The 20,216-nt window shown below is 63.8% G+C and carries 19 protein-coding genes; 11 read left to right on the top strand and 8 right to left on the bottom strand.

Going from position 1 to position 20,216, the window contains the following annotated elements:
- Window positions 1-3 precede the first annotated feature (3 nt).
- The 4 genes from mnmG to QNI11_RS21340 are packed head-to-tail and all read left to right on the top strand — an operon-like array spanning window position 4 to window position 4,235.
- The gene (mnmG, locus tag QNI11_RS21355) at window positions 4-1,881 is read left to right on the top strand and encodes a tRNA uridine-5-carboxymethylaminomethyl(34) synthesis enzyme MnmG (RefSeq protein WP_283981681.1); all 1,878 of its coding nucleotides are present in this window, start codon (window positions 4-6) and stop codon (window positions 1,879-1,881) included.
- Window positions 1,881-2,498: a 16S rRNA (guanine(527)-N(7))-methyltransferase RsmG gene (gene rsmG / locus QNI11_RS21350; RefSeq protein WP_283983544.1), complete on the top strand. Its 618-nt coding sequence runs from the start codon at window positions 1,881-1,883 to the stop codon at window positions 2,496-2,498. The genes mnmG and rsmG overlap by 1 nt, the downstream gene beginning before the upstream one ends.
- On the top strand, window positions 2,491-3,300 hold the full coding sequence (locus tag QNI11_RS21345; RefSeq protein ID WP_100930916.1) for a ParA family protein: 810 nt from the start codon (window positions 2,491-2,493) through the stop codon (window positions 3,298-3,300). Before rsmG ends, QNI11_RS21345 begins: the two co-directional genes overlap by 8 nt.
- Window positions 3,301-3,326: 26 nt before the next feature.
- Window positions 3,327-4,235, top strand: coding sequence for a ParB/RepB/Spo0J family partition protein (locus QNI11_RS21340; RefSeq protein ID WP_283981680.1), 909 nt, complete (start codon window positions 3,327-3,329; stop codon window positions 4,233-4,235).
- Here the strand turns inward: QNI11_RS21340 and hemW are convergent.
- From hemW to rph, 3 genes are read right to left on the bottom strand one after another with little or no spacing between them, the layout of a single operon-like run.
- Window positions 4,232-5,419 (bottom strand): radical SAM family heme chaperone HemW, encoded by a 1,188-nt coding sequence (gene hemW / locus QNI11_RS21335; protein WP_373418411.1) that lies wholly within the window; start codon window positions 5,417-5,419, stop codon window positions 4,232-4,234. The two genes, QNI11_RS21340 and hemW, sit on opposite strands and share 4 nt — an antisense overlap.
- Complete coding sequence (gene rdgB, locus QNI11_RS21330; protein ID WP_283981678.1) at window positions 5,382-5,993, bottom strand: RdgB/HAM1 family non-canonical purine NTP pyrophosphatase; 612 nt, start codon at window positions 5,991-5,993, stop codon at window positions 5,382-5,384. Before rdgB ends, hemW begins: the two co-directional genes overlap by 38 nt.
- Entirely contained in the window at window positions 5,990-6,703 is a 714-nt protein-coding gene (rph, locus tag QNI11_RS21325; RefSeq protein WP_283981677.1) for a ribonuclease PH, read from the bottom strand. The genes rdgB and rph overlap by 4 nt, the downstream gene beginning before the upstream one ends.
- A 107-nt stretch (window positions 6,704-6,810) precedes the next feature.
- Between rph and hrcA the strand changes: the two genes are divergently transcribed.
- Both hrcA and QNI11_RS21315 read left to right on the top strand, forming a co-directional pair.
- Complete coding sequence (gene hrcA, locus QNI11_RS21320) at window positions 6,811-7,875, top strand: heat-inducible transcriptional repressor HrcA (protein WP_283981676.1); 1,065 nt, start codon at window positions 6,811-6,813, stop codon at window positions 7,873-7,875.
- A gap of 3 nt (window positions 7,876-7,878) precedes the next feature.
- Window positions 7,879-8,442, top strand: coding sequence for a nucleotide exchange factor GrpE (locus QNI11_RS21315; protein ID WP_283981675.1), 564 nt, complete (start codon window positions 7,879-7,881; stop codon window positions 8,440-8,442).
- A gap of 39 nt (window positions 8,443-8,481) precedes the next feature.
- Here QNI11_RS21315 and mutS read toward each other — a convergent pair whose 3' ends face one another.
- A complete protein-coding gene (gene mutS / locus QNI11_RS21310; protein WP_283981674.1) occupies window positions 8,482-11,115 on the bottom strand; it encodes a DNA mismatch repair protein MutS in 2,634 nt (877 codons plus the stop codon).
- Window positions 11,116-11,298: 183 nt separating this feature from the next.
- Between mutS and QNI11_RS21305 the strand changes: the two genes are divergently transcribed.
- Both QNI11_RS21305 and QNI11_RS21300 read left to right on the top strand, forming a co-directional pair.
- Window positions 11,299-13,554, top strand: a complete 2,256-nt coding sequence (locus QNI11_RS21305; protein WP_283981673.1) for an NADP-dependent malic enzyme — start codon at window positions 11,299-11,301, stop codon at window positions 13,552-13,554.
- Between the two features lie 220 nt (window positions 13,555-13,774).
- Window positions 13,775-14,647 carry a ribokinase gene (locus QNI11_RS21300; protein WP_100928673.1) on the top strand — a complete coding sequence of 291 codons (873 nt, stop codon included), beginning with the start codon at window positions 13,775-13,777 and terminating at the stop codon, window positions 14,645-14,647.
- Between the two features lie 13 nt (window positions 14,648-14,660).
- On the opposite strand, the gene msrA is transcribed toward QNI11_RS21300, so the two are convergent.
- A complete protein-coding gene (gene msrA / locus QNI11_RS21295) occupies window positions 14,661-15,302 on the bottom strand; it encodes a peptide-methionine (S)-S-oxide reductase MsrA (protein WP_283981672.1) in 642 nt (213 codons plus the stop codon).
- A 197-nt stretch (window positions 15,303-15,499) separates the two neighbouring features.
- Between msrA and QNI11_RS21290 the strand changes: the two genes are divergently transcribed.
- Entirely contained in the window at window positions 15,500-15,913 is a 414-nt protein-coding gene (locus tag QNI11_RS21290; protein WP_100928671.1) for a hypothetical protein, read from the top strand.
- A gap of 68 nt (window positions 15,914-15,981) precedes the next feature.
- Here QNI11_RS21290 and QNI11_RS21285 read toward each other — a convergent pair whose 3' ends face one another.
- Both QNI11_RS21285 and QNI11_RS21280 read right to left on the bottom strand, forming a co-directional pair.
- A complete protein-coding gene (locus QNI11_RS21285; RefSeq protein WP_283981671.1) occupies window positions 15,982-16,266 on the bottom strand; it encodes an SCP2 sterol-binding domain-containing protein in 285 nt (94 codons plus the stop codon).
- A gap of 73 nt (window positions 16,267-16,339) precedes the next feature.
- Complete coding sequence (locus QNI11_RS21280) at window positions 16,340-17,563, bottom strand: argininosuccinate synthase (RefSeq protein WP_100928669.1); 1,224 nt, start codon at window positions 17,561-17,563, stop codon at window positions 16,340-16,342.
- 178 nt (window positions 17,564-17,741) lie between these two features.
- Here QNI11_RS21280 and QNI11_RS21275 point away from each other — a divergent pair, with 178 nt between their 5' ends.
- Together QNI11_RS21275 and ilvA are read left to right on the top strand one after the other, a co-directional pair.
- Complete coding sequence (locus QNI11_RS21275; RefSeq protein ID WP_100928668.1) at window positions 17,742-18,461, top strand: hypothetical protein; 720 nt, start codon at window positions 17,742-17,744, stop codon at window positions 18,459-18,461.
- A gap of 41 nt (window positions 18,462-18,502) precedes the next feature.
- Window positions 18,503-19,729, top strand: coding sequence for a threonine ammonia-lyase IlvA (gene ilvA / locus QNI11_RS21270; RefSeq protein ID WP_100928667.1), 1,227 nt, complete (start codon window positions 18,503-18,505; stop codon window positions 19,727-19,729).
- Between the two features lie 6 nt (window positions 19,730-19,735).
- On the opposite strand, the gene QNI11_RS21265 is transcribed toward ilvA, so the two are convergent.
- Window positions 19,736-20,071, bottom strand: a complete 336-nt coding sequence (locus QNI11_RS21265; protein WP_100928666.1) for an Hpt domain-containing protein — start codon at window positions 20,069-20,071, stop codon at window positions 19,736-19,738.
- Between the last annotated feature and the right edge of the window lie 145 nt (window positions 20,072-20,216).

The following is a 20,216-nucleotide window of genomic DNA, read 5'->3' as shown; positions in this document are numbered from 1 at the left end:
GGAGTGTTTCACGTGAAACAATCGACGTTCGATGTTGTTGTCGTTGGCGCCGGCCACGCGGGTGCTGATGCTGCGGCTGCTTCTGCGCGGATGGGCGCAAAAACAGCGCTTGTGACGCTCAAGAAAACCGACCTTGGCGTGATGTCCTGTAATCCGGCGATCGGTGGTCTCGGTAAGGGTCATCTCGTACGGGAGATCGACGCGCTGGATGGTGTCATGGGTCGCGTTGCCGATTACGCAGGAATCCAGTTTCGTCTTCTGAACCGCCGTAAAGGACCCGCCGTTCAAGGCCCGCGCGCGCAGGCTGACCGTAAACGGTATGCGGAAAAGATGCGGGAGACGCTTACCTCGGTCGAGAACTTGGAGATCGTCGAAGCCGAGGTGGTAGACTTTTCCATTGAGGGTGGGCGCATTTGCGGTGTGGTCCTGCGTGACGGACAGAGTATCTCGGCCCGGTCCGTCGTCCTGACCAGTGGCACTTTCCTGCGCGGCATGATTCATATCGGTGATCGCTCCTACCCCGGCGGGAGGGTCGGTGACGACCCCGCGGTCCGTCTGGCGGAGCGCATCGACGAGTTGGGTCTTCCACTTGGTCGTCTGAAAACCGGCACACCGCCCAGGCTGAACGGAAAGACGATAGCATGGGGCGGGCTCGAACAGCAGCCCGGCGATGAGGATCCGGTCCTCTTCTCTTTCCTCTCCAAGGCACCAGAAGCACGGCAGATTTCCTGTGGGATCACCTACACAAACGCCAGGACCCACGAGATCATTCGGGAAAACCTCGGACGGTCCGCCATGTACGGCGGTCATATCGAGGGGATTGGGCCCAGGTATTGCCCTTCCATCGAAGACAAAGTGGTGCGGTTTGCGGAGAAGGAGTCGCATCAGGTCTTTCTGGAGCCGGAAGGTCTCGACACCGACACCATCTACCCAAACGGAATCTCCACGTCGCTTCCCGCTGAGGTTCAGAAGGATTACGTTCGCAGCATTGCAGGACTGGAAAATGTCGAGATCCTGCAACCGGGCTATGCCATCGAATATGATTTCGTCGATCCGACCTCGCTCGATTCCACCCTGCGGGTTAAACAACTCGAAGGTCTGTATCTGGCTGGGCAAATCAATGGCACGACCGGTTACGAAGAAGCCGCCGCTCAGGGGCTTGTAGCGGGATTGAATGCCGCGGCCAATGCCTTGGGGCGAGACCGGATACAGTTCTCGCGTACCGACAGCTACATTGGCGTTATGATTGACGATCTGACGACCCGGTCCGTGACGGAGCCTTACCGCATGTTTACCAGCCGAGCAGAGTTCCGCCTTTCGCTCCGGGCCGACAACGCGGACCAACGTCTGACGCCGAAGGCCATTGATCTGGGGATCGTTTCTGAAGAACGCGCCAGGGCATTCACTCAGAAAATGGAAGCTTTGAATGCCGGCAAACGTCTTTTGGAAGAGACGTCCTTCACGCCCTCGCAGGTGAAGACGTTGGGAATAGCGGTCAATCAGGATGGAACGCGTCGTTCAGGCTTCCAGCTTCTGTCTTTCAAAGACGTCACGCTCACCCAACTTTCGAAGCTGGAACCGGCGTTCCTTGGCATCGACGAAGCCACCGGTGCTCAGATCGAGAAAGAAGCGCTTTATGCGAACTATCTGGATCGCCAAGCCAGGGACGTTCATACGCTGAGGCGCGACGAGGCTGTTCGCATCCCGCCCGATTTTGATTTCAATGCGCTTCCGAGCCTGTCCAACGAGCTTCGGAAAAAACTGGACGATGTGCGCCCCGAATCCATCGCTCAGGCATCGCGTATTGAAGGAATGACCCCTGCTGCTTTGATGCTCATCCTCGCCAAGCTGCGGCAAGTAGAGCGCAAGACCGTCGCGTGATGGATCTGAACCTTGGACCAGCTTTGAATGTTTCACGTGAAACATCGGAGAAGCTCGAGCTCTATCTTTCGCTTCTTAAAAAGTGGAACCCGGTCATAAACCTGGTTTCACAAAACACCTTGAACGATGCTGCAAGTCGCCATTTTCAGGATTCCGCCCAGCTCATGGATCTGATCCCTGGGAAAAGTCGCAAACTGGCCGATTTTGGATCTGGCGGAGGGTTCCCCGGCCTCGTGATTGCTATTGTGGCCGAGGAATCGCACCCGGAACTTAACGTTACGCTCGTCGAGTCAGACCAACGCAAGGCAAGCTTCCTGCGAACCGTTCTGCGCGAAACGCAGGTTGATGCAAATGTCGTCTGCAAGCGCATTATGGATCTTCCCGCCCTGGCGGCAGATGTCCTGACTGCACGCGCCTTGGCCCCGCTTCCGGCTCTTTGCCAGTTCGCCAGCCACCATCTGAAACCCTCAGGCATAGCCCTGTTTCTCAAAGGGAAAACTTGGGGAAAAGAGCTCGAAGATGCACGCGCGCAATGGCAATTCGGTTATACTGCGCATACAAGCAAGACGGACGCAGATGCCGTCGTTCTGGAAATACGAGATCTCGCACATGACTGATCCACTGCGGCCAAACGGGCCTCGAATCATCGCCGTTGCAAACCAGAAGGGTGGCGTTGGCAAGACAACCACGACGATCAATCTGGGCGCGGCGCTGTGCGAACTGGGCCAGAAAGTTCTGGTTGTCGATCTGGACCCTCAGGGCAACGCATCGACCGGTTTGGGGATCGAGCCGGAAGATCGTGAATACACGACCTACGAGCTCCTGCTGGACGAGGCCGACCTCGATTCCGTGATCCTCTCCACGTCGACGGAAAATCTTCACCTGATCCCGGCGACCGTCGATCTCAGCTCCGCCGATATCGAGCTGATCTCGAACGAAAAACGCAGCTACCTTCTGCACGATGCCCTGCGCCAACCCGCTATGGCGAAGCTGGACTTTGACGTTGTCCTGATCGATTGCCCGCCCTCGCTTAACCTTCTGACGGTGAACGCGATGGTTGCCTCGCATTCCGTCCTCGTGCCGCTGCAAAGCGAATTCTTCGCTCTCGAAGGTCTGTCGCAACTCATGCTGACCATTCGCGAAGTCCGCCAGTCAGCAAATCCCAGCCTCCGGATCGAGGGCATCGTCCTGACGATGTACGACGCACGGAACAACCTGTCCCAACTGGTCGAAGCGGACGCGCGCTCCAATCTCGGCGATCTGGTCTTCAGCACAGTCATCCCCCGGAATGTCCGCGTCAGCGAAGCGCCGTCTTATGCCCTGCCCGTTCTGGCCTACGACACGGCCTCGAAGGGCGCCCAAGCCTATCGCGCGCTCGCGGCAGAACTCATCAAGAAGAACGAAAAACACGCAGCCTAAGGATCGGCGTGACAGAGGAGGCTCACATGGCAGAGAAAAAAGACAACCGTCGCGGCCTTGGTCGTGGCCTGTCGGCGTTGATGGCAGACGTGACACCGGCCGCGGACAGCGCCCCGCAGGAAGGTCCCCGCCGCCCGGACCGTCTGCTCCCGATCGAGCAGTTGCGCCCGAACCCGGACCAGCCGCGCCGGACCTTCACGCAGGAACACCTGGACGACCTCGCGAACTCCATCCGAACCAAAGGCGTCATCCAGCCGCTTATCGTCCGGCAGGATCCCAACGACGCGAGCATGTACGAGATCGTTGCGGGCGAACGCCGGTGGCGTGCCGCGCAGATGGCGCAACTCCACGAGGTGCCCGTCCTTGTCCGCGATTTCAACGACACTGAAGTCCTCGAAATCGCGATCATCGAGAACATTCAACGGGCCGACCTGAACCCGATGGAAGAGGCCGCCGGTTATCGCCAGCTGATGTTCAAGTTCGGTCACACTCAGGAAAAGCTGGCCGAGGCTCTCGGCAAAAGCCGCTCGCACATCGCGAACCTGATGCGGCTTCTGAACCTGCCGGAAAGCGTCCAGGAAATGGTCTCCGAGGGCAGCCTCAGCGCCGGACATGCCCGCGCGCTGATCACGGCGCCGAACCCCGAAGTGCTCGCAAAGACCATCGTTGAAAAGGGTCTCTCCGTCCGTGATACGGAAAAGCTCGTCAAATCCGGTCCCAACCCGGAGAAGCCCCGCAAGCCCTCGACCGACGGCGCGTTCCAGATGGACAAGGACGCCGACACGAAGGCGCTCGAAGCGGACCTCTCCGCGGCTCTCGGCATGAAGGTTCAGATCGACCACAAGCCGGGGCAAGAGAAAGGCAGACTGTCGATTTCCTACGACACGCTGGAACATCTCGACGCGCTCTGCGGGCTGCTGAGCACGTACCGTTAAGGCAGAAGCGCCTCGATCACTGAGTTCAGAACCAGGCGTCCCCGGGGGGTTGCGATCAACCTTCCGGCGGACAATTCCAGAAGCTCCATCTCCTGCAGAGACGCAACTTGCGCCGATTGGGCGACATTCAGCGACATCTGGTGTAACCTCGCCAAATCAAGTCCCTCTGACAGGCGAAGCCCCATCATGAGGTATTCGATCGCCTGATCGTCCCCGCCAACGGCCGTACGGCTTTCGTCTCCGTCTTGCGCCTCTTCCACGGCGGACAGCCAGCGCCCGGGCATTCTCCAGGCCACGCTTTCGATCCGCTGCGGCCCAAGATCGAAACGTCCATGGGCGCCGGGACCGACGCCAACCCAGTCACCATACCGCCAATAAACAAGGTTGTGCCGCGACTCCGCATCGGAGCGTGCGTGGTTCGAAACCTCGTAGGCTGGCATCCCGGCCCGCGCACACATTTCCTGGGTCAGCTCGTACATGTCGGCGCCAAGATCGTCACTCGGCAAACCGCCCAGCTTGCCAGCCTGAGACCGGTCCCAGAAGGCCGTGCCAGGCTCGATGGTCAGTTGGTAGAGCGACAGGTGGTCGACCGCCATGTCGAGCGCCTCACCCAGTTCCTCGTCCCAGTCGGCCAGCGTCTGGCCTTGCCGCGCATAGATCAGGTCGAAGCTGACACGGTCAAAAACTTCACGAGCAATCCCGAAGGCGGCCCGCGCCTCGCCTACATCGTGAAGCCGGCCCAGTCGGCGCAGATCCGGTTCCCGCAGCGACTGGACACCCAGGGACACGCGGTTGACCCCCGCACGTGCATAGCCTTCGAACCGGGCCGCCTCGACGGACCGCGGATTGGCTTCCAGCGTGATCTCGATGTTGTTGCCGAAGGTCCAGCCCTCCCGGGCCGCGTCGAGCACGGCCGCGACGGTCTCCGGCGCCATCAACGACGGCGTGCCGCCCCCGAAGAAGATCGACCCCAGTACCCGCCCAGGCGTCTCCGCCGCCACGCGCCGTACTTCCGAGGCAAGCGCCGCGGCCCAGCGGGTCTGGTCGATTTCCCGAACGACATGGCTGTTGAAGTCGCAGTAAGGGCATTTGGCCTCGCAAAACGGCCAATGCACGTAAAGCCCAAAGCCCCCCTGCTGCCAGTTCTCAGGCAAAGCAGCCGTCAACGAACTTGCGGAACGCATCGGCGCGGTGGCTGATCTTGTTCTTTTCCCAGCGATCCATCTCTCCGAAGGTCACGTCGTACCCTTCGGGCTGGAAGATCGGATCGTACCCATGTCCCTGCTCCCCGCGCATCGGCCAGACCACGCGGCCTTCCATCTTGCCGGGGAACACTTCGTCCTGACCGTCCGGCCAGGCCAGCACCAGCGTGCAGCAGAACCGCGCGGTCCAGGGCTCAGGCGCGCCGGACTTCACCAGCAGGTCGTGCGATTTCGTCATGGCCATCACGAAGTCACGACCAGTCTCTGTTTCTGCCCAATCCGCGGTGTAGACCCCCGGCGCCTTGTCGAGCGCATCGATCTCGATCCCGGAATCGTCGGACAGTGCGGGCAGGCCGGTGGCCTTTGCCGCGGCATGCGCCTTGATCCGCGCGTTCTCGACAAAGGTCGTGCCGTCCTCGACCGGCTCCGGCAAACCCATGCCCGCGGCGCCGACAACTTCGACCCCGAACGGCTTCAGCAGATCGGCGATCTCTTCCAGCTTGCCCTTGTTGTGGGTGGCGACAAGGATCCTGTCGCCCTCGAACTTGCGTGTCATTTCACCGCCGCCCGCTGTGCTGCGACCAGGTCCGCCACGCCTTTTTCGGCCAGGTCCATCAGCTGCGTCATCTGGGTGCGGGAAAAGACGGACCCTTCCGCGCTCATCTGCACTTCGATCAGCGCGTTGTCGCCGCGCAGGATGAAGTTGCCGTCAACGCCGGCCTCACTGTCCTCAGGGTAATCGAGGTCAAGAACTGCCTGCCCCGCGTAGATCCCGCAACTCACCGCCGCGACCTCCGAGATCAGCGGATCGGTGACGATGTCGCCGGCCTTCATCAGCTTGTTTACCGCCAGCCGCAAAGCCACCCAGCCGCCGGTGATCGAGGCGCAGCGCGTGCCGCCGTCCGCCTGGATCACGTCGCAGTCCACGGTGATCTGACGTTCGCCCAGGGCGTTGCGGTCGACACCCGCGCGCAGGGCGCGGCCGATCAGGCGCTGGATTTCCACCGTACGCCCGCCCTGCTTGCCCATCGCCGCTTCGCGTCGCATCCGGGAAGAGGTCGACCGCGGCAGCATGCCGTATTCCGCCGTCACCCAGCCCTGCCCGCTGCCCTTCACGAAAGGCGGCACCCGCTCTTCCAAAGATGCGGTGCACAGGACATGCGTGTCCCCCATCTTGATGAGGCAAGATCCCTCTGCGTGCTTCGTTACCCCGGTTTCGATTGAAACCGGGCGCATCTCGCTTAAGTCTCGTCCCGACGGTCGCATGATCTGTCCTTTCGTGTTTGTCACGGGATAGACAGGGCGCACCCGTAAGCGCAACCCCGATTGACGCGCGTCCGGCATGCACTTTAATGACGGGCGAAGGGATAAGAATGGCCGAGGCAAACGAAATTCTCTCCGAGCTGAACGACAGATCCCGCGAAGTCTTTCGCCGGGTGGTCGAAGGCTACCTGGAAAGCGGCGAACCGGTGGGCTCCCGCAGCCTGACGCGGATGCTGTCGGAGCGCATCTCGGCGGCGACCATCCGCAACGTGATGCAGGACCTCGAGTTCCTCGGTTTGCTCGATAGCCCGCATGTCTCGGCAGGCCGCGTGCCCACGCAACTCGGTCTGCGGATGTTTGTCGATGGCCTGCTTGAAGTCCGCGACCTCGACAATAGCGACCGGGAAAAGCTCGACGCCACCGTCGGGCGCAGCGGTGATGTCGGCGGCCTGCTGGACGAGATCGGGTCGGCCCTCTCCGGCGTGACGCGCGGCGCCTCCCTCGTGCTGACCCCGAAACACGAAGCGCCGCTGAAGCACATCGACTTCGTCTCGCTCGCGCAGGACCGCGCGCTGGTGGTCATCGTCTTCGCCGACGGCCACGTGGAAAACCGCGTCTTCACGCCGCCGCCGGGCCTGACCCCTTCGGCGATGCGCGAGGCGGCGAACTTCATCAACGCCCTGGCAGAGGGACGCACCCTCTCCGATCTCCGCAAGGTCATGCAGGCCGAGGTAAAGGCCCGCCGTCAGGAAATCGACACGCTCGCCGCCGACCTCATCGACGCGGGCATCGCCGTCTGGGATGGCGAGGGTCGCAGCTCCGAACGGCTGATCGTGCGGGGCCGCGCGAATCTTCTGGATGAGTCGGCCGAGGAAGAGCTGGACCGAATCCGCAGCCTGTTCGACGACCTCGAACGCAAAAGAGACATCGCAGAGTTCCTCGAATTGGCCGAAGACGGCGAAGGGGTGCGCATTTTTATCGGCTCGGAGAACAAACTTTTCTCACTTTCGGGTTCCTCTCTGGTGGTCTCTCCATATATGAACGCAGACCGAAAGATCATCGGTGCAGTGGGGGTCATCGGACCCACCCGTCTGAACTACGGACGCATCGTCCCGATCGTGGATTATACAGCGCAACTGGTCGGCAAGCTGATCACCGACCGGAGCCAGAGGTGAAGAATGGCAGATCCGAAAGAAGAGCAATTCCTCGACGATGTCGAAAGCGCCGAAGCCGAAACCTATGCCGGTGCCGAGGAAGAGATTGACCACGAGGCCGCGGAAGTGGACGCCCTCCGCGCCGAACGCGACGACTACAAGGACCGCTTCATGCGGGCGCTGGCCGATGCGGAGAACGCGCGCAAGCGTGCCGCCAAGGACCGGCAGGAAGCACAGGCCTACGGCGGTTCCCGCATCGCGCGCGATCTGCTGCCGGTCTACGACAACCTGAACCGCGCCTTGCTTGCGGCGAAGGAGGACGGCTCCAACGCGTCGACGGCGCTTGTGGAAGGCGTCGAACTGACGCTGAAAGAACTGATGAACGTCTTCGACCGCCACGGCATGACCCGCGTGTCGCCGGAAATCGGTGAGCGGTTCGATCCCAAACTGCACGAAGCGATGTTCGAGGCCCCGGTGCCGGGCACCACGTCGGGCGAGATCATCCAGGTCTCTGCCGAGGGCTTCATGCTGCACGACCGTCTGCTGCGCCCCGCACAGGTCGGCGTCAGCTCCACGCCGGCAAGCTGAACCAGATACCAAGGGAAGGTGGGTCAGTGACCCACCTTCTCACCCCTTTACGAGCGCCTTGAGGTCGTAGAGCACTTGCAGGGCTTCGCGCGGCGACATCTCATCCGGGATGATCGCCGCAAGTTTTTCCTCGACCGCCGAAGGTGTTTCCCGTGAAACAGCGGGTGCCGGTGCCTTCGCCGCGGCAGAGAACAGCGGCAGATCGTCGATCAGCGCCTTGGGCGAGGCGCGTTCCCGCTCCCCCTTCTCCAGCGCTTCCAGAACGTCGCGGGCCCTTGTGATGACCGCCTTGGGCAGCCCGGCCAGTTGCGCCACCTGCACACCATAGGACCGGTCGGCCGCACCGTCGTGCACCTCGTGCAGGAAGATCACATCGCCCTCCCACTCCTTCACCGCCACGGTGGCGTTCTTCACGCCCGGCAGCTTTCCGGCCAGAACGGTCAGTTCGTGGTAGTGCGTCGCGAACAGCCCGCGCACGCGGTTGACCTCGTGAAGATGCTCCAGCGTCGCCCAGGCGATGCTCAGCCCGTCATAGGTGGCCGTGCCGCGCCCGATCTCGTCGAGGATCACCAGCGCCCGGTCGTCCGCCTGGTTCAGGATCGCGGCGGTTTCCACCATCTCGACCATGAAGGTCGACCGCCCGCGCGCCAGATCGTCAGAGGCTCCGACCCGGCTGAAGATCTGGCTGACCACCCCGATGTGAGCCGACCTCGCCGGAACATAGGACCCGATCTGCGCCAGCAGCGCGATCAGCGCGTTCTGCCTGAGATAGGTCGACTTACCGGCCATGTTCGGGCCGGTCAGCAGCCGGACCGAAGCGGCGTCCCCCTCGGCGCTCAGCGCGCAGTCGTTGGCGATGAACGGCTCACCGGCCTTCTGCAACGCCGCCTCCACGACCGGATGCCGCCCCGCTTCGATATCGAAGGCGCGGCTGTCGTCGACCTTCGGCAGGCACCAGTCCCGTTGCCGCGCCAGTTCCGCAAGCCCAAGCGCAAGATCGAACTCGGCCAGCGAAAACGCCAGCTCGGAGAGTACCCCTGCCCGATCCAGAATTTCGCGTCTCAAGGCGTCATAGAGCCGCTTTTCGATCTCCGCCGCCTCCGCCCCGGCGTTCAGGATGCGCGTTTCCAGCTCTGACAGTTCGGTGGTGGTAAAGCGCACCTGGTTGGCGGTTGTCTGACGATGGATGAACCGATCGCTGCGGGCGTGCATCTTGTCGGCATGGGTGGCCGTCACCTCGATGAAATAGCCCAGCACGTTGTTGTGCTTGATCTTAAGCGACCCGATCCCGGTTTCCTCGGCGTATTCCCCCTGCATCCGGGCGATCACGCCCCTGCCCTCGTCCCGCAGGGTCCGCGCCTGGTCCAGCGCCTGGTCGTAGCCCGGCGCGATGAACCCGCCATCGGACACCCGCAGCGGCGGCTCCGCCACCAGCGCGGCATCCAGCAGTTCCAGCAGAGCATCATGACCGGCCAATGCGTCTCTACTCCGGCCCAAAAGCGTTGGCAGTTCCACGCCGTCCAGCCGGTCGCGTATCGTCTCTGCCTGGGTCAGGGCGCTGCGCACGGCGGTCAGGTCGCGCGGCCCGCCCCGGTCCAGACCCAGCCGCGACAGCGCACGCTCCAAGTCCGGCACACGCCGCAGCAGCTCGCGCAGCCCGTCGGAGAACGACCCTTCCACGCCCCAACGCACCGCTTCCAGCCGCTCCCCGATCACCGCAAGGTCGCGCGAAGGCGAGGAGACCCGCCGTTCCAGCAACCGCGCCCCGCCCGATGTCACCGTCCGGTCGATCACCGCCAGCAGCGATCCGGCCCTCCCGCCCGACATGGCAGAGGTCAGTTCGAGGTTCCGGCGCGTCGCGGCGTCGATCTGCATCAGCCGTGCGCCGGCCTCCTGCTTCGGGGTCTGCAGCAGCGGCAACCGGCCCTTCTGCGTGATGTCGAGATAATCGACCAGCGCGCCCATGGCGGACAGTTCCGCCCGGGAAAACGACCCGAACCCCGCCAGGGTCTGCACCGCGAAGGTGCTGCACAGGCGTTGCTCTGCCGCGCCCGACTCGAAGGACGCCGCGCCCAGCACCGTCGCCTCGATCCCCAGATCGCCCAGCACCTCGCGCAGGGTCTCGTCCACCTTGTCCGAGACCAGCACTTCCGACGGGGCAAGCCGCGCCAGTTCCGCGCCGATCCGTGCCTGTCCCAGAGGCATCACGTGAAACGCGCCGGTGGAAATATCCGTCCATGCCAGCGCCCATTCGTCTCTGACATTGCCCAAAGCGCACAGAAAATTGTGCCGCCGCGCCTCCAGCAGCGTGTCCTCCGTCAGCGTGCCCGGCGTCACCAGCCGCACCACGTCGCGCTTCACCACCGCCTTGTAGCCGCGCTTCTTCGCCTCTTCAGGGCTTTCGAGCTGTTCGCCCACCGCGACGCGGAAACCCTTGCGGATCAGCGTCAGCAGATAGCCCTCCGCCGCGTGCACCGGGACACCGCACATCGGGATGTCGTCGCCGTCGTGCTTGCCGCGTTTCGTCAGGGCGATGTCCAGCGCCTCGGACGCCGCCACCGCGTCGTCAAAGAACATCTCGTAGAAGTCACCCATCCGGTAGAACAGCAGCGCGTCGGGGTACTGCGCCTTGATCTCCAGATATTGTGCCATCATCGGTGTGACGTTGGACATGGACCTTCCCTTCCGCTTGGTCCGAAGCGGTATATCAGGCCGGTCGCGCTGCGAAAGGGCCGGTCGGGCCGGAGGCGGGCCGCAGCCGTTGCACTGGTCGCGCTACCACGGCCCTTCCCCCATTGTTGCCCGGTCAAACCGGAGGTAATGAGGCCAGACACCTAAACGGGGGGAGACCGGTCCATGGCAAGAGTGAAGTTCACACGCGAAGAGGCGCTTGCCTTCCACCTGGAGCCGACACCGGGCAAGTGGGAGGTTCAGGCAACCGTGCCGATGACCACCCAGCGCGACCTGTCGCTCGCCTATTCCCCCGGCGTGGCGGTCCCCTGCGAGGACATCGCAGCGAACCCCGAACTGGCTTACGACTACACCAACAAGGGCAATCTCGTCGCGGTAATCTCGAACGGCACCGCTGTGCTGGGCCTCGGCAATCTCGGCGCGCTCGGGTCGAAGCCGGTGATGGAGGGCAAGTCCGTGCTCTTCAAGCGGTTCGCCGACGTGAACTCCATCGACATCGAGCTCGACACCGAAGACCCGGAAGAATTCATCAAGGCGGTCCGGCTGATGGGCCCGACCTTCGGCGGCATCAACCTCGAGGACATCAAGGCGCCCGAATGCTTCATCATCGAGCAGACGCTCAAGGAGCAGATGGACATCCCCGTCTTCCACGACGACCAGCACGGAACGGCGGTGATCTGCGCGGCGGGCCTGATCAACGCGCTGCACCTGTCAGGAAAGAAGATCGAGGACGTGCGCATCGTGCTGAACGGCGCCGGCGCGGCGGGGATCGCCTGCCTCGAACTGCTGAAGTCGATGGGCGCGAAGCACGAGAATTGCGTCATGTGTGACACCAAGGGCGTGATCTATCAGGGCCGCACCGAGGGCATGAACCAGTGGAAGTCCGCCCATGCCGTCAAGACCGAAATGCGCACGCTCGAAGATGCGATGAAGGGGGCCGACGTGTTCCTCGGCGTCTCCGCCAAGGGCGCCGTCACCCAGCAGATGGTGATGGACATGGCCGAGGACCCGGTGATCTTCGCCATGGCGAACCCTGATCCCGAGATCACGCCGGAAGAGGCGCACGAGGTCCGGCCCGACGCCATCGTGGCGACCGGGCGTTCCGACTACCCCAACCAGGTGAACAACGTCCTTGGTTTCCCTTACCTCTTCCGCGGCGCGCTCGACATCCACGCGCGGGCCATCAACGACGAGATGAAGATCGCCTGTGCGGAAGCGCTGGCGGCGCTGGCGCGCGAGGATGTGCCGGACGAGGTGGGCCTCGCCTATGGCAAGACGCTTTCCTTCGGGCGTGACTACATCATCCCGACGCCCTTCGATCCGCGCCTGATCCACCGTATTCCGCCCGCCGTGGCGCGCGCCGGCATGGACACTGGCGCGGCCCGGCGTCCGATCGTCGACATGGGCGCCTACACGGAACGGCTGAAGGCGCGCATGGACCCGACGACGCCGATCCTGCGGTCGATCAACAACCGTGCCCGCGCCGCGCAAGCCCGCATGATCTTTGCCGAAGGCGACGATCCCCGCGTGCTGCGCGCCGCCGTCCTTTACCAGCGGAACGGCTTCGGCAAGGCGCTGGTCGTGGGCCGTGAGGCGGACGTGAAGCAGAAGCTGGAAGAAGCGGGCCTCGCCGACGCGGTGCGCGAGCTCGAGGTGGTCAACGCCGCCAACAGCCGCCACCTGCAGACCTACAAGGACTTCCTCTACGAACGCCTGCAACGCCGTGGCATGGACCGCCAGGACGTGCACCGGCTTGCCGCCCGCGACCGCCACGTCTTTGGCGCGCTTATGCTGGCGCATGGGCATGGCGACGGTCTGGTCACGGGCGCGACGCGCAAGTCCGCGCATGTGCTGCAACTGGTCAACCACGTCATCGATGCCGATGCCAAACACGGCGCCGCCGGTGTCACCGCCATCCTGCACAAGGGCCGGATCGTTTTGATCTCGGACACGCTGGTGCACGAATGGCCGAACGAACAGGACCTCGCCACCATCGCCGAACGGGCCGCCGACGTGGCGCGGCACCTCGGGCTGGAGCCGCGCGTCGCCTTTGTCAGCTTCTCGACCTTCGGCTACCCGGTGTCCGAGCGGGCCGAGAAGATGCACATCGCGCCGCGCGTTCTCGACCAGCGGGGCGTGTCCTTCGAGTACGAGGGCGAGATGACGGTCGACGTGGCGCTTAACCCCAAGGCGCAGGAATCCTACCCGTTCCAGCGCCTCACCGGCCCGGCGAACATCCTCGTCGTCCCGGCGCGGCACTCGGCCTCGATCTCGACCAAGCTGATGCAGGAAATGGCGGGCGCCACGATCATCGGGCCGATCCTGGCCGGCGTCGATCATTCCATCCAGATCTGTTCGTCCTCGTCCACCGCGAACGACATCCTGAACATGGCGGTTCTGGCCGCCTGCAAGGTCGGCTGACAGCCATATCCGAAAACCGGGCGGCGCGGGACGGTCCCGCGCCGCCCGTCCCTATTGCTCGATGATCTCGGTGACCGCGACGGTCAAACGTCTTCGTGTTGAATTCAGCGCCGAAGCGCTGCATCGTGAAGAGCGCAACGGCATTTCAGGAATGCCTGCCATCTGCAGGATCGCAGGACATCGGAATATCGCGTAGCACCAGTTTATTGCAGATGGGCACATGACAATCTTCAACCTCGGGTCCGTGAATGCGGATCTCTTCTATCGTCTTCCGCACCTTCCTGTCGCCGGTGAGACACTGGCCGCGACGAACTTTACCCGCGGTCTGGGCGGCAAGGGCGCCAACATGTCCGTGGCTGCGGCCCGGGCGGGCGCGCATTGCCTGCACATCGGGGCAGTCGGCGCGGATGGCGCATGGGCGGTCCAGCGCCTGACGGAATACGGCGTCGATACGCGCCAGCTGCGAGAGGTCGAAGAGACCACGGGCCACGCCATCGTCCTTCTGGATGCCGAAGGCGAGAACAGCATCGTCATCTTCCCCGGCGCGAATCATGCCCTGACAGAGACGCATATCGCCGAGGCGTTGGCCGACGCGACCTCCAGCGACATCTTCCTCTTCCAGAACGAGACAAATCTTCAGCGCAAAGCCGCCGAACAGGCCTCTCGCCGCGGGATGAAGGTGGCCTATGCCGCCGCGCCGTTCTCGGCAGAGGCGACACTTGCCGTCCTGCCGCTTCTGGACATCCTTGTCCTGAACGCGGTGGAGGCGCAGCAGCTCGAACAGGCCACCGGCCGCGCGGCAGAGAGCCTGCCGGTCCGCGACGTGGTCATCACGCTGGGTGGCGACGGATGCCGCTGGCACAACACCGACGCCGGTTCGGTCCGCGACCTGCCTGCACCGAAGGTCACGCCGGCCGACACCACGGGCGCGGGCGACACCTTCACCGGCTATCTTCTGGCGGGCCTCGACCGTGGCATGCCGATGGAACAGGCGATCGGTCTTGCGCAGAAGGCCGGCGCACTGATGGTCACGCGCTACGGCACCGCCGACGTGATCCCGGACCTGAAAGAGGTTCAGGACGCCTTCGGCTGAGCGCTCGGCCCTCTCAGTTCACGAAGGGCGCGGCCTCGCCCCAAAGTTGTTTCACCCGCTGGTCGCGGCCGCAGCCCGATCGGTAGCGCTTGTAGGCGTCCTTCTGCTTGATCGGGCCAAAGCGGGTCAGCGTCCGGCTGTCGCCCTTGTAGTAGTCCTGGTGATAATCCTCGGCCTTGTAAAACGGTCCGGCGTTCCGGATCGGCGTGACGATCTTCTTGCCGAGCGCCTTCTCCGCCGCGGCCTTGGCGGCTTCTGCGGCCTGCTTCTGGGCAGGATTGGTAACGAATATCGCGGTTCGGTAGCTTTCGCCCCGGTCGCAGAACTGGCCGCCCGCGTCGGTCGGATCGACGGAGCGGAAGAACAGGTCGTAAAGCTGCCGGGCAGAGACCTGGCCTTCGTCGTAGTCGATGCGCACCGCTTCGTAATGGCCGGTGCCGCCGCGTGACACTTCCTTGTAGGTCGGGTTCTTCGTCGATCCGCCGGTGTAGCCCGACACGACCTCCCGCACGCCCCTGACCTTCTCGAAATCCGCCTCCACGCACCAGAAGCAGCCGCCCGCGACGAACAGTTCCGCCGCTTCCGCGCGCTGGCCCTGTACCAAAAGCCCCGCGATCAGCGCGGCGACCGTCATCCAAATCCTGATCGTGCTCATGTCGGATCCCCTTTTGGAAATACCCTGCGCGCGCCCTGCCCGTCGTGGCAACTGTCGCGGCATGTCTTCACCGCAAGGTGAGAGGGACGTGAACGATTTCCGAGAAAATTCGAAACTTCACCCGAGCCCCGAACGTGGATGCTGGTGTTCAACGCGGGCAAAGGCCCGCAAAACCCAAATGATCGGGAGATGAAATTATGAAAATCCAAGCACTTGCCGCAGCCATTGCCGTGACCGCAACCACCGCCTTTGCCGCCAGCCACTCCATGGCGCCGATGGTCGAGGCCGCGGATCAGGACGTTTCCAACGGCGTCGTGTCCGCCACCAAGGTCGTCGCTCCGGCCAACGGCTGGATGGTCGTGCACCGCACTGACGCGGAAATGAAGCCCGGCCCGGTTGTCGGCTACGCACCGCTGCGCATGGGCGAAAACATGGACGTCGCCGCGATCCTGCAGGAAGACGTCGCTGCGGGCGACATGCTGATGCTGATGGTCCACGGCGAGGACGGCGGCATGACGACCGGCGTTTTCGAATACACGCTGGGCGCCACCGAGGACGGCCCGATCAAGCCGGACGGCAGCCTCGTGATGGCCACCATCACCGCGCAATAAGAGCAGTCCGAAAAAGACCCCGGCGGAGCGTTCCGCCGGGGTCATTCATCGCAAAATCGGTCTTTGTTTCAGCCCAGAAGCTGTCCCAGCTTCATCGCCAAGGCCATGTCCCCCGACACGCGGATCTTGCCCATGGCAAAGCCGGTCATCGGGTTCATCTTGCCCTGGATCAGCTTGCGCAGGTTGTCCGCCGTCATGTGGATGGTGCACTGCGCGGGGCGATCCTCCAGCACGGCCTGCCCGTCCTGAAGCGTGATCGACCCGTCCGCCCCGCAGTCGAACTTAATCACCTCGTTCAGCGGGCGCTTGTCGAGCCCACGCTGCATCTTGTCGCGAATGTCTGTCAGGCTCATGCTGTCTCCCTCGTACCGCGCGAATGTGCCCGGCACGAGGGACTATGCAAGAGTGACGTTGCGGACGTAGCCGTCAGCCCAAACGACGCTTCCGCGCCGCGAGCAGACGCAGGCGCAGGGCGTTGAGCTGGATGAAGCCCGCCGCGTCCTTCTGATCGTAGGCACCGGCGTCGTCCTCGAAGGTCACGTGCGCTTCCGAGTAGAGCGACGCCTCCGACCAGCGGCCCACGGTGCGCACCGACCCCTTGTAAAGCTTCAGCCGCACGGTGCCCGAGACCAGTTCCTGGCTCTTGTCGATGGCGGCCTGCAGCATCTCGCGCTCCGGCGAGAACCAGAAGCCGTTGTAGATCAGTTCCGCATAGCGCGGCATCAGGCTGTCCTTCAGGTGGCCCGCGCCGCTGTCGAGCGTGATCTGCTCGATGCCGCGGTGCGCTTCCAGAAGGATCGTGCCGCCGGGCGTCTCGTAGATGCCGCGGGACTTCATGCCGACGAAACGGTTCTCGACGAAGTCCAGACGGCCCACGCCATGCTTGCGGCCATATTCGTTGAGCTGCGTCAGGATCGTCGCCGGGCTCATCGCCTCGCCGTTGATCGCCACCGCGTCGCCCTTTTCAAAGGTGATCTCGATGACCTCCGGCGTGTCCGGCGCGTCTTCCGGGTTCACCGTGCGCTGGTAGACGTAATCCGGCGCGTTCTCGGCCGGGTCCTCCAGCACCTTGCCCTCCGACGAGGTGTGCAGCAGGTTCGCGTCCACGCTGAACGGCGCCTCGCCCCGCTTGTCCTTGGCGATCGGGATCTGGTTCTCCTCGGCAAACGCCAGAAGCGAGGTGCGCGAGTTCAGGTTCCACTCCCGCCAAGGCGCGATGCACTTGATGTCGGGGTTCAGCGCGGCGGCAGAGAGTTCGAACCGCACCTGGTCGTTGCCCTTGCCGGTGGCGCCATGCGCGATGGCATCGGCGCCGGTTTCCTCGGCGATCTCCACCAGCCGTTTGGAGATCAGCGGACGCGCGATGGAGGTGCCCAGCAGGTACAGACCTTCATACACCGCGTTGGCGCGGAACATCGGGAAGACGAAGTCACGCACGAATTCCTCGCGGACGTCCTCGATGTAGATGTTTTCCGGCTTGATCCCCAGAAGCTCGGCCTTCTTTCGCGCCGGTTCCAGCTCCTCGCCCTGGCCGAGATCGGCGGTGAAGGTCACCACCTCGCAGCCGTATTCGGTCTGCAGCCATTTCAGGATGATGGAAGTGTCGAGGCCGCCGGAGTAGGCCAGCACGACTTTCTTGGGCGCGTTCATGTGGATGATCCTCATCGCAGATTTGGCGCGGTGCGTAACGGGTTTTTGCCGCATGGGCAAGGTGGACACCGGCGCATGGCCGCAGGACAGGCCGCCGTGGCCGGGCTGCAGGTCTTGACACCCGTGCGCCCTGCGCCTTCCTTCTGGGCCATCCGCCTCTTTCCGGAACAGCACGCCCTTGCCCCTCGTCTCGCTCATCGTCCTGACCGTTCACCTCATCAACAGGCACATCTTCCAGGGTCTGCGGCTGTCGGTTGTCCCGGTCGTGGCGGGGCTTGTGGTCTGGTACAACTACCTCGGTTACGCGCAGGGCATGGGCGACAGCGTGTTCCTGGCCATCGCCGCGGCCGCCGGCATGCTCATCGTCTTCAGCCTGTGCGTCGCGTGGTTCGCCGTGCGCTGGCACCGCTTCCTGCTTCTGGCGGAACCGCAGCATCCACTGGCCACCGACCGCCCCATCGACGTCTTCACGCGCTACGGCTGGCGGCTGTTCCGGCTGATCTTCGGCCTGCTGTTCGCCGGTGTGCTGATCCTGATCTTCCTCGACATGCTGCTGCGCCCCGGGCCGCTGGTGCATGCCTTCCTGATAAACATCGTATGGTTCATGGTGTTCTGGGTCTTCCTGCGGCTCAGCCCGGTGCTGCCCGGCATCGCCGTGGACCGCGTGATGCGCCTGCACGAGGCATGGGCCGCCACGGGCAAGCAGGCCGCGCCTCTCTTCGGGCTGGCCGTGGCGCTCTTCGTCATGTCCGTGGGCATCCAGCTGATGATCCCGGTCGAGGGTGCCGCAGCCAGCGCGCTCGACGCGGTGTTCGTGCTCGTCACCTTCTGGGTGCAGGTGCTGATCCACACCACCGCCGTCACGGCGATCTTCCACGCAGGGGTCCTGCGGCGCTGATCCCACTTGCCAAGCGCCGCAGCCGGTGCCAGCACGGGACCATGACCGAGTTCCAGGATATTGCCCGCGCCGCCGAGACGGCCATGCGCGAGGTCTTCCCCGCGACGCCGCTTCTGCGCAACGATCACCTGTCCGAACGCTTCGGCGCCGAGGTGCTGCTGAAGCGCGAGGACCTGTCGCCCGTGCGCTCCTACAAGCTGCGCGGCGCGCTGAACGCCATGCGCAAGCGCCCGGAGGTGGAGCTGTATGTTGCCGCCTCTGCGGGCAACCACGCGCAGGGTGTCGCCTACATGTGCCGCCATTTCGGGGTGCGGGGCGTGATCTTCATGCCGGTGACGACGCCGCAGCAGAAGATCCAGAAGACCCGCATGTTCGGCGGCGACCATGTGGAGATCCGCCTGATCGGTGACTATTTCGATGACTGCCTTCACGCCGCGCAGGCCTTCTGCCGCGATACCGGCGGGCATTTCCTGTCGCCCTTCGACGACGACGACGTGATCGAGGGGCAGGCCTCCGTCGCGGCCGAGATCGAAGCCCAACTTGGCCGCGCCCCCGATCACATCGTGATCCCGGTGGGCGGCGGCGGCCTGGCGGCGGGCATCCTGTCCTATTTCGGCACCGACACGCAGTACACCTTTGTCGAGCCCGCCGGCGGCGCCTGTCTGCGCGCGGCGCTGCAGGCCGGCCGTCCGGTGGCGCTGCCGAAGGTCGACACCTTCGCAGATGGCGCCGCCGTGGCGAAGATCGGCGAACGCAGCTTTGCCCGGCTGAAGGGCGTCGGGCTCGCCAACTCCCTGACCATCGCCGAGGACCGCCTCTGTACCACGATGCTGGAAATGCTGAACGTGGAAGGGGTCGTCCTTGAACCGGCGGGCGCGCTGTCCGTCGATGCGCTGAAGGACCTGGGCCAGGGGATCAGCGGGCGGACGGTGGTCTGCGTCACCTCCGGCGGCAACTTCGATTTCGAGCGCCTGCCCGAAGTGAAGGAACGTGCCCAGCGTTACTCCGGCATCAAGAAGTACTTCATCCTGCGCCTGCCCCAGCGCCCCGGCGCGTTGAAGGATTTCCTCAACTTGCTCGGACCGGAAGACGACATCGCGCGTTTCGAATACCTCAAGAAGTCCGCGCGCAACTTCGGCTCCGTCCTGATCGGGATCGAGACGAATGCGCCTGAAAGCTTCGACCGGCTGTTCGGCCAGCTCGACGCAAACGGTTTCAACTACAAGGACATCACCGACGACGAGATCCTGGCGCAGTTCCTGATCTGAGACGGGTCAGGCGGCCAGCCGTTTCGGCAGATCGCGTTCGAACTGCGCGCGGGAGGTGACGTAGACCGCTTGCACCTCTTCGGCGGACACTACGTCGGGGCGTCCGGCGGCGGCGGCCTTTTCCCCCTTGAGACAAAGCTGAGCCATCGTCTCGAACCCGAGGTTCAGCGCCGCGCCCTTCAGGAAATGCAGCTGCTCCTCGACCACGACGGGATTACCGGCGCCGTTCGCCAGCAGACCGATGGCGTGGTCCACCTCCATCAGGAAAAGCTCCACCACCTCGCCGAAATCCTCGGTCCCGATCTCGTCGACGAGTTCGTTCACGCGCGTCCAGTCGATCATCTGTCGCCTCCTTCTCTGACGCTCCGGAATAGGACAAGACCGTGAACGCGACCTTTAGCGACGACAGAAGTTGCTGCGAATTCGATGTTTGAGGCACCGTTAAGAAAATGCCGCTAGCAGGGGTTCCCGGGGGACGGAACGCAGC

Origin of the sequence: Sagittula sp. MA-2, assembly GCF_030126985.1 — a bacterium.
Lineage (GTDB): Bacteria > Pseudomonadota > Alphaproteobacteria > Rhodobacterales > Rhodobacteraceae > Sagittula.
Note: the sequence above shows the minus strand (reverse complement) of the source record. Positions and strands in the feature narration are given on the sequence as shown.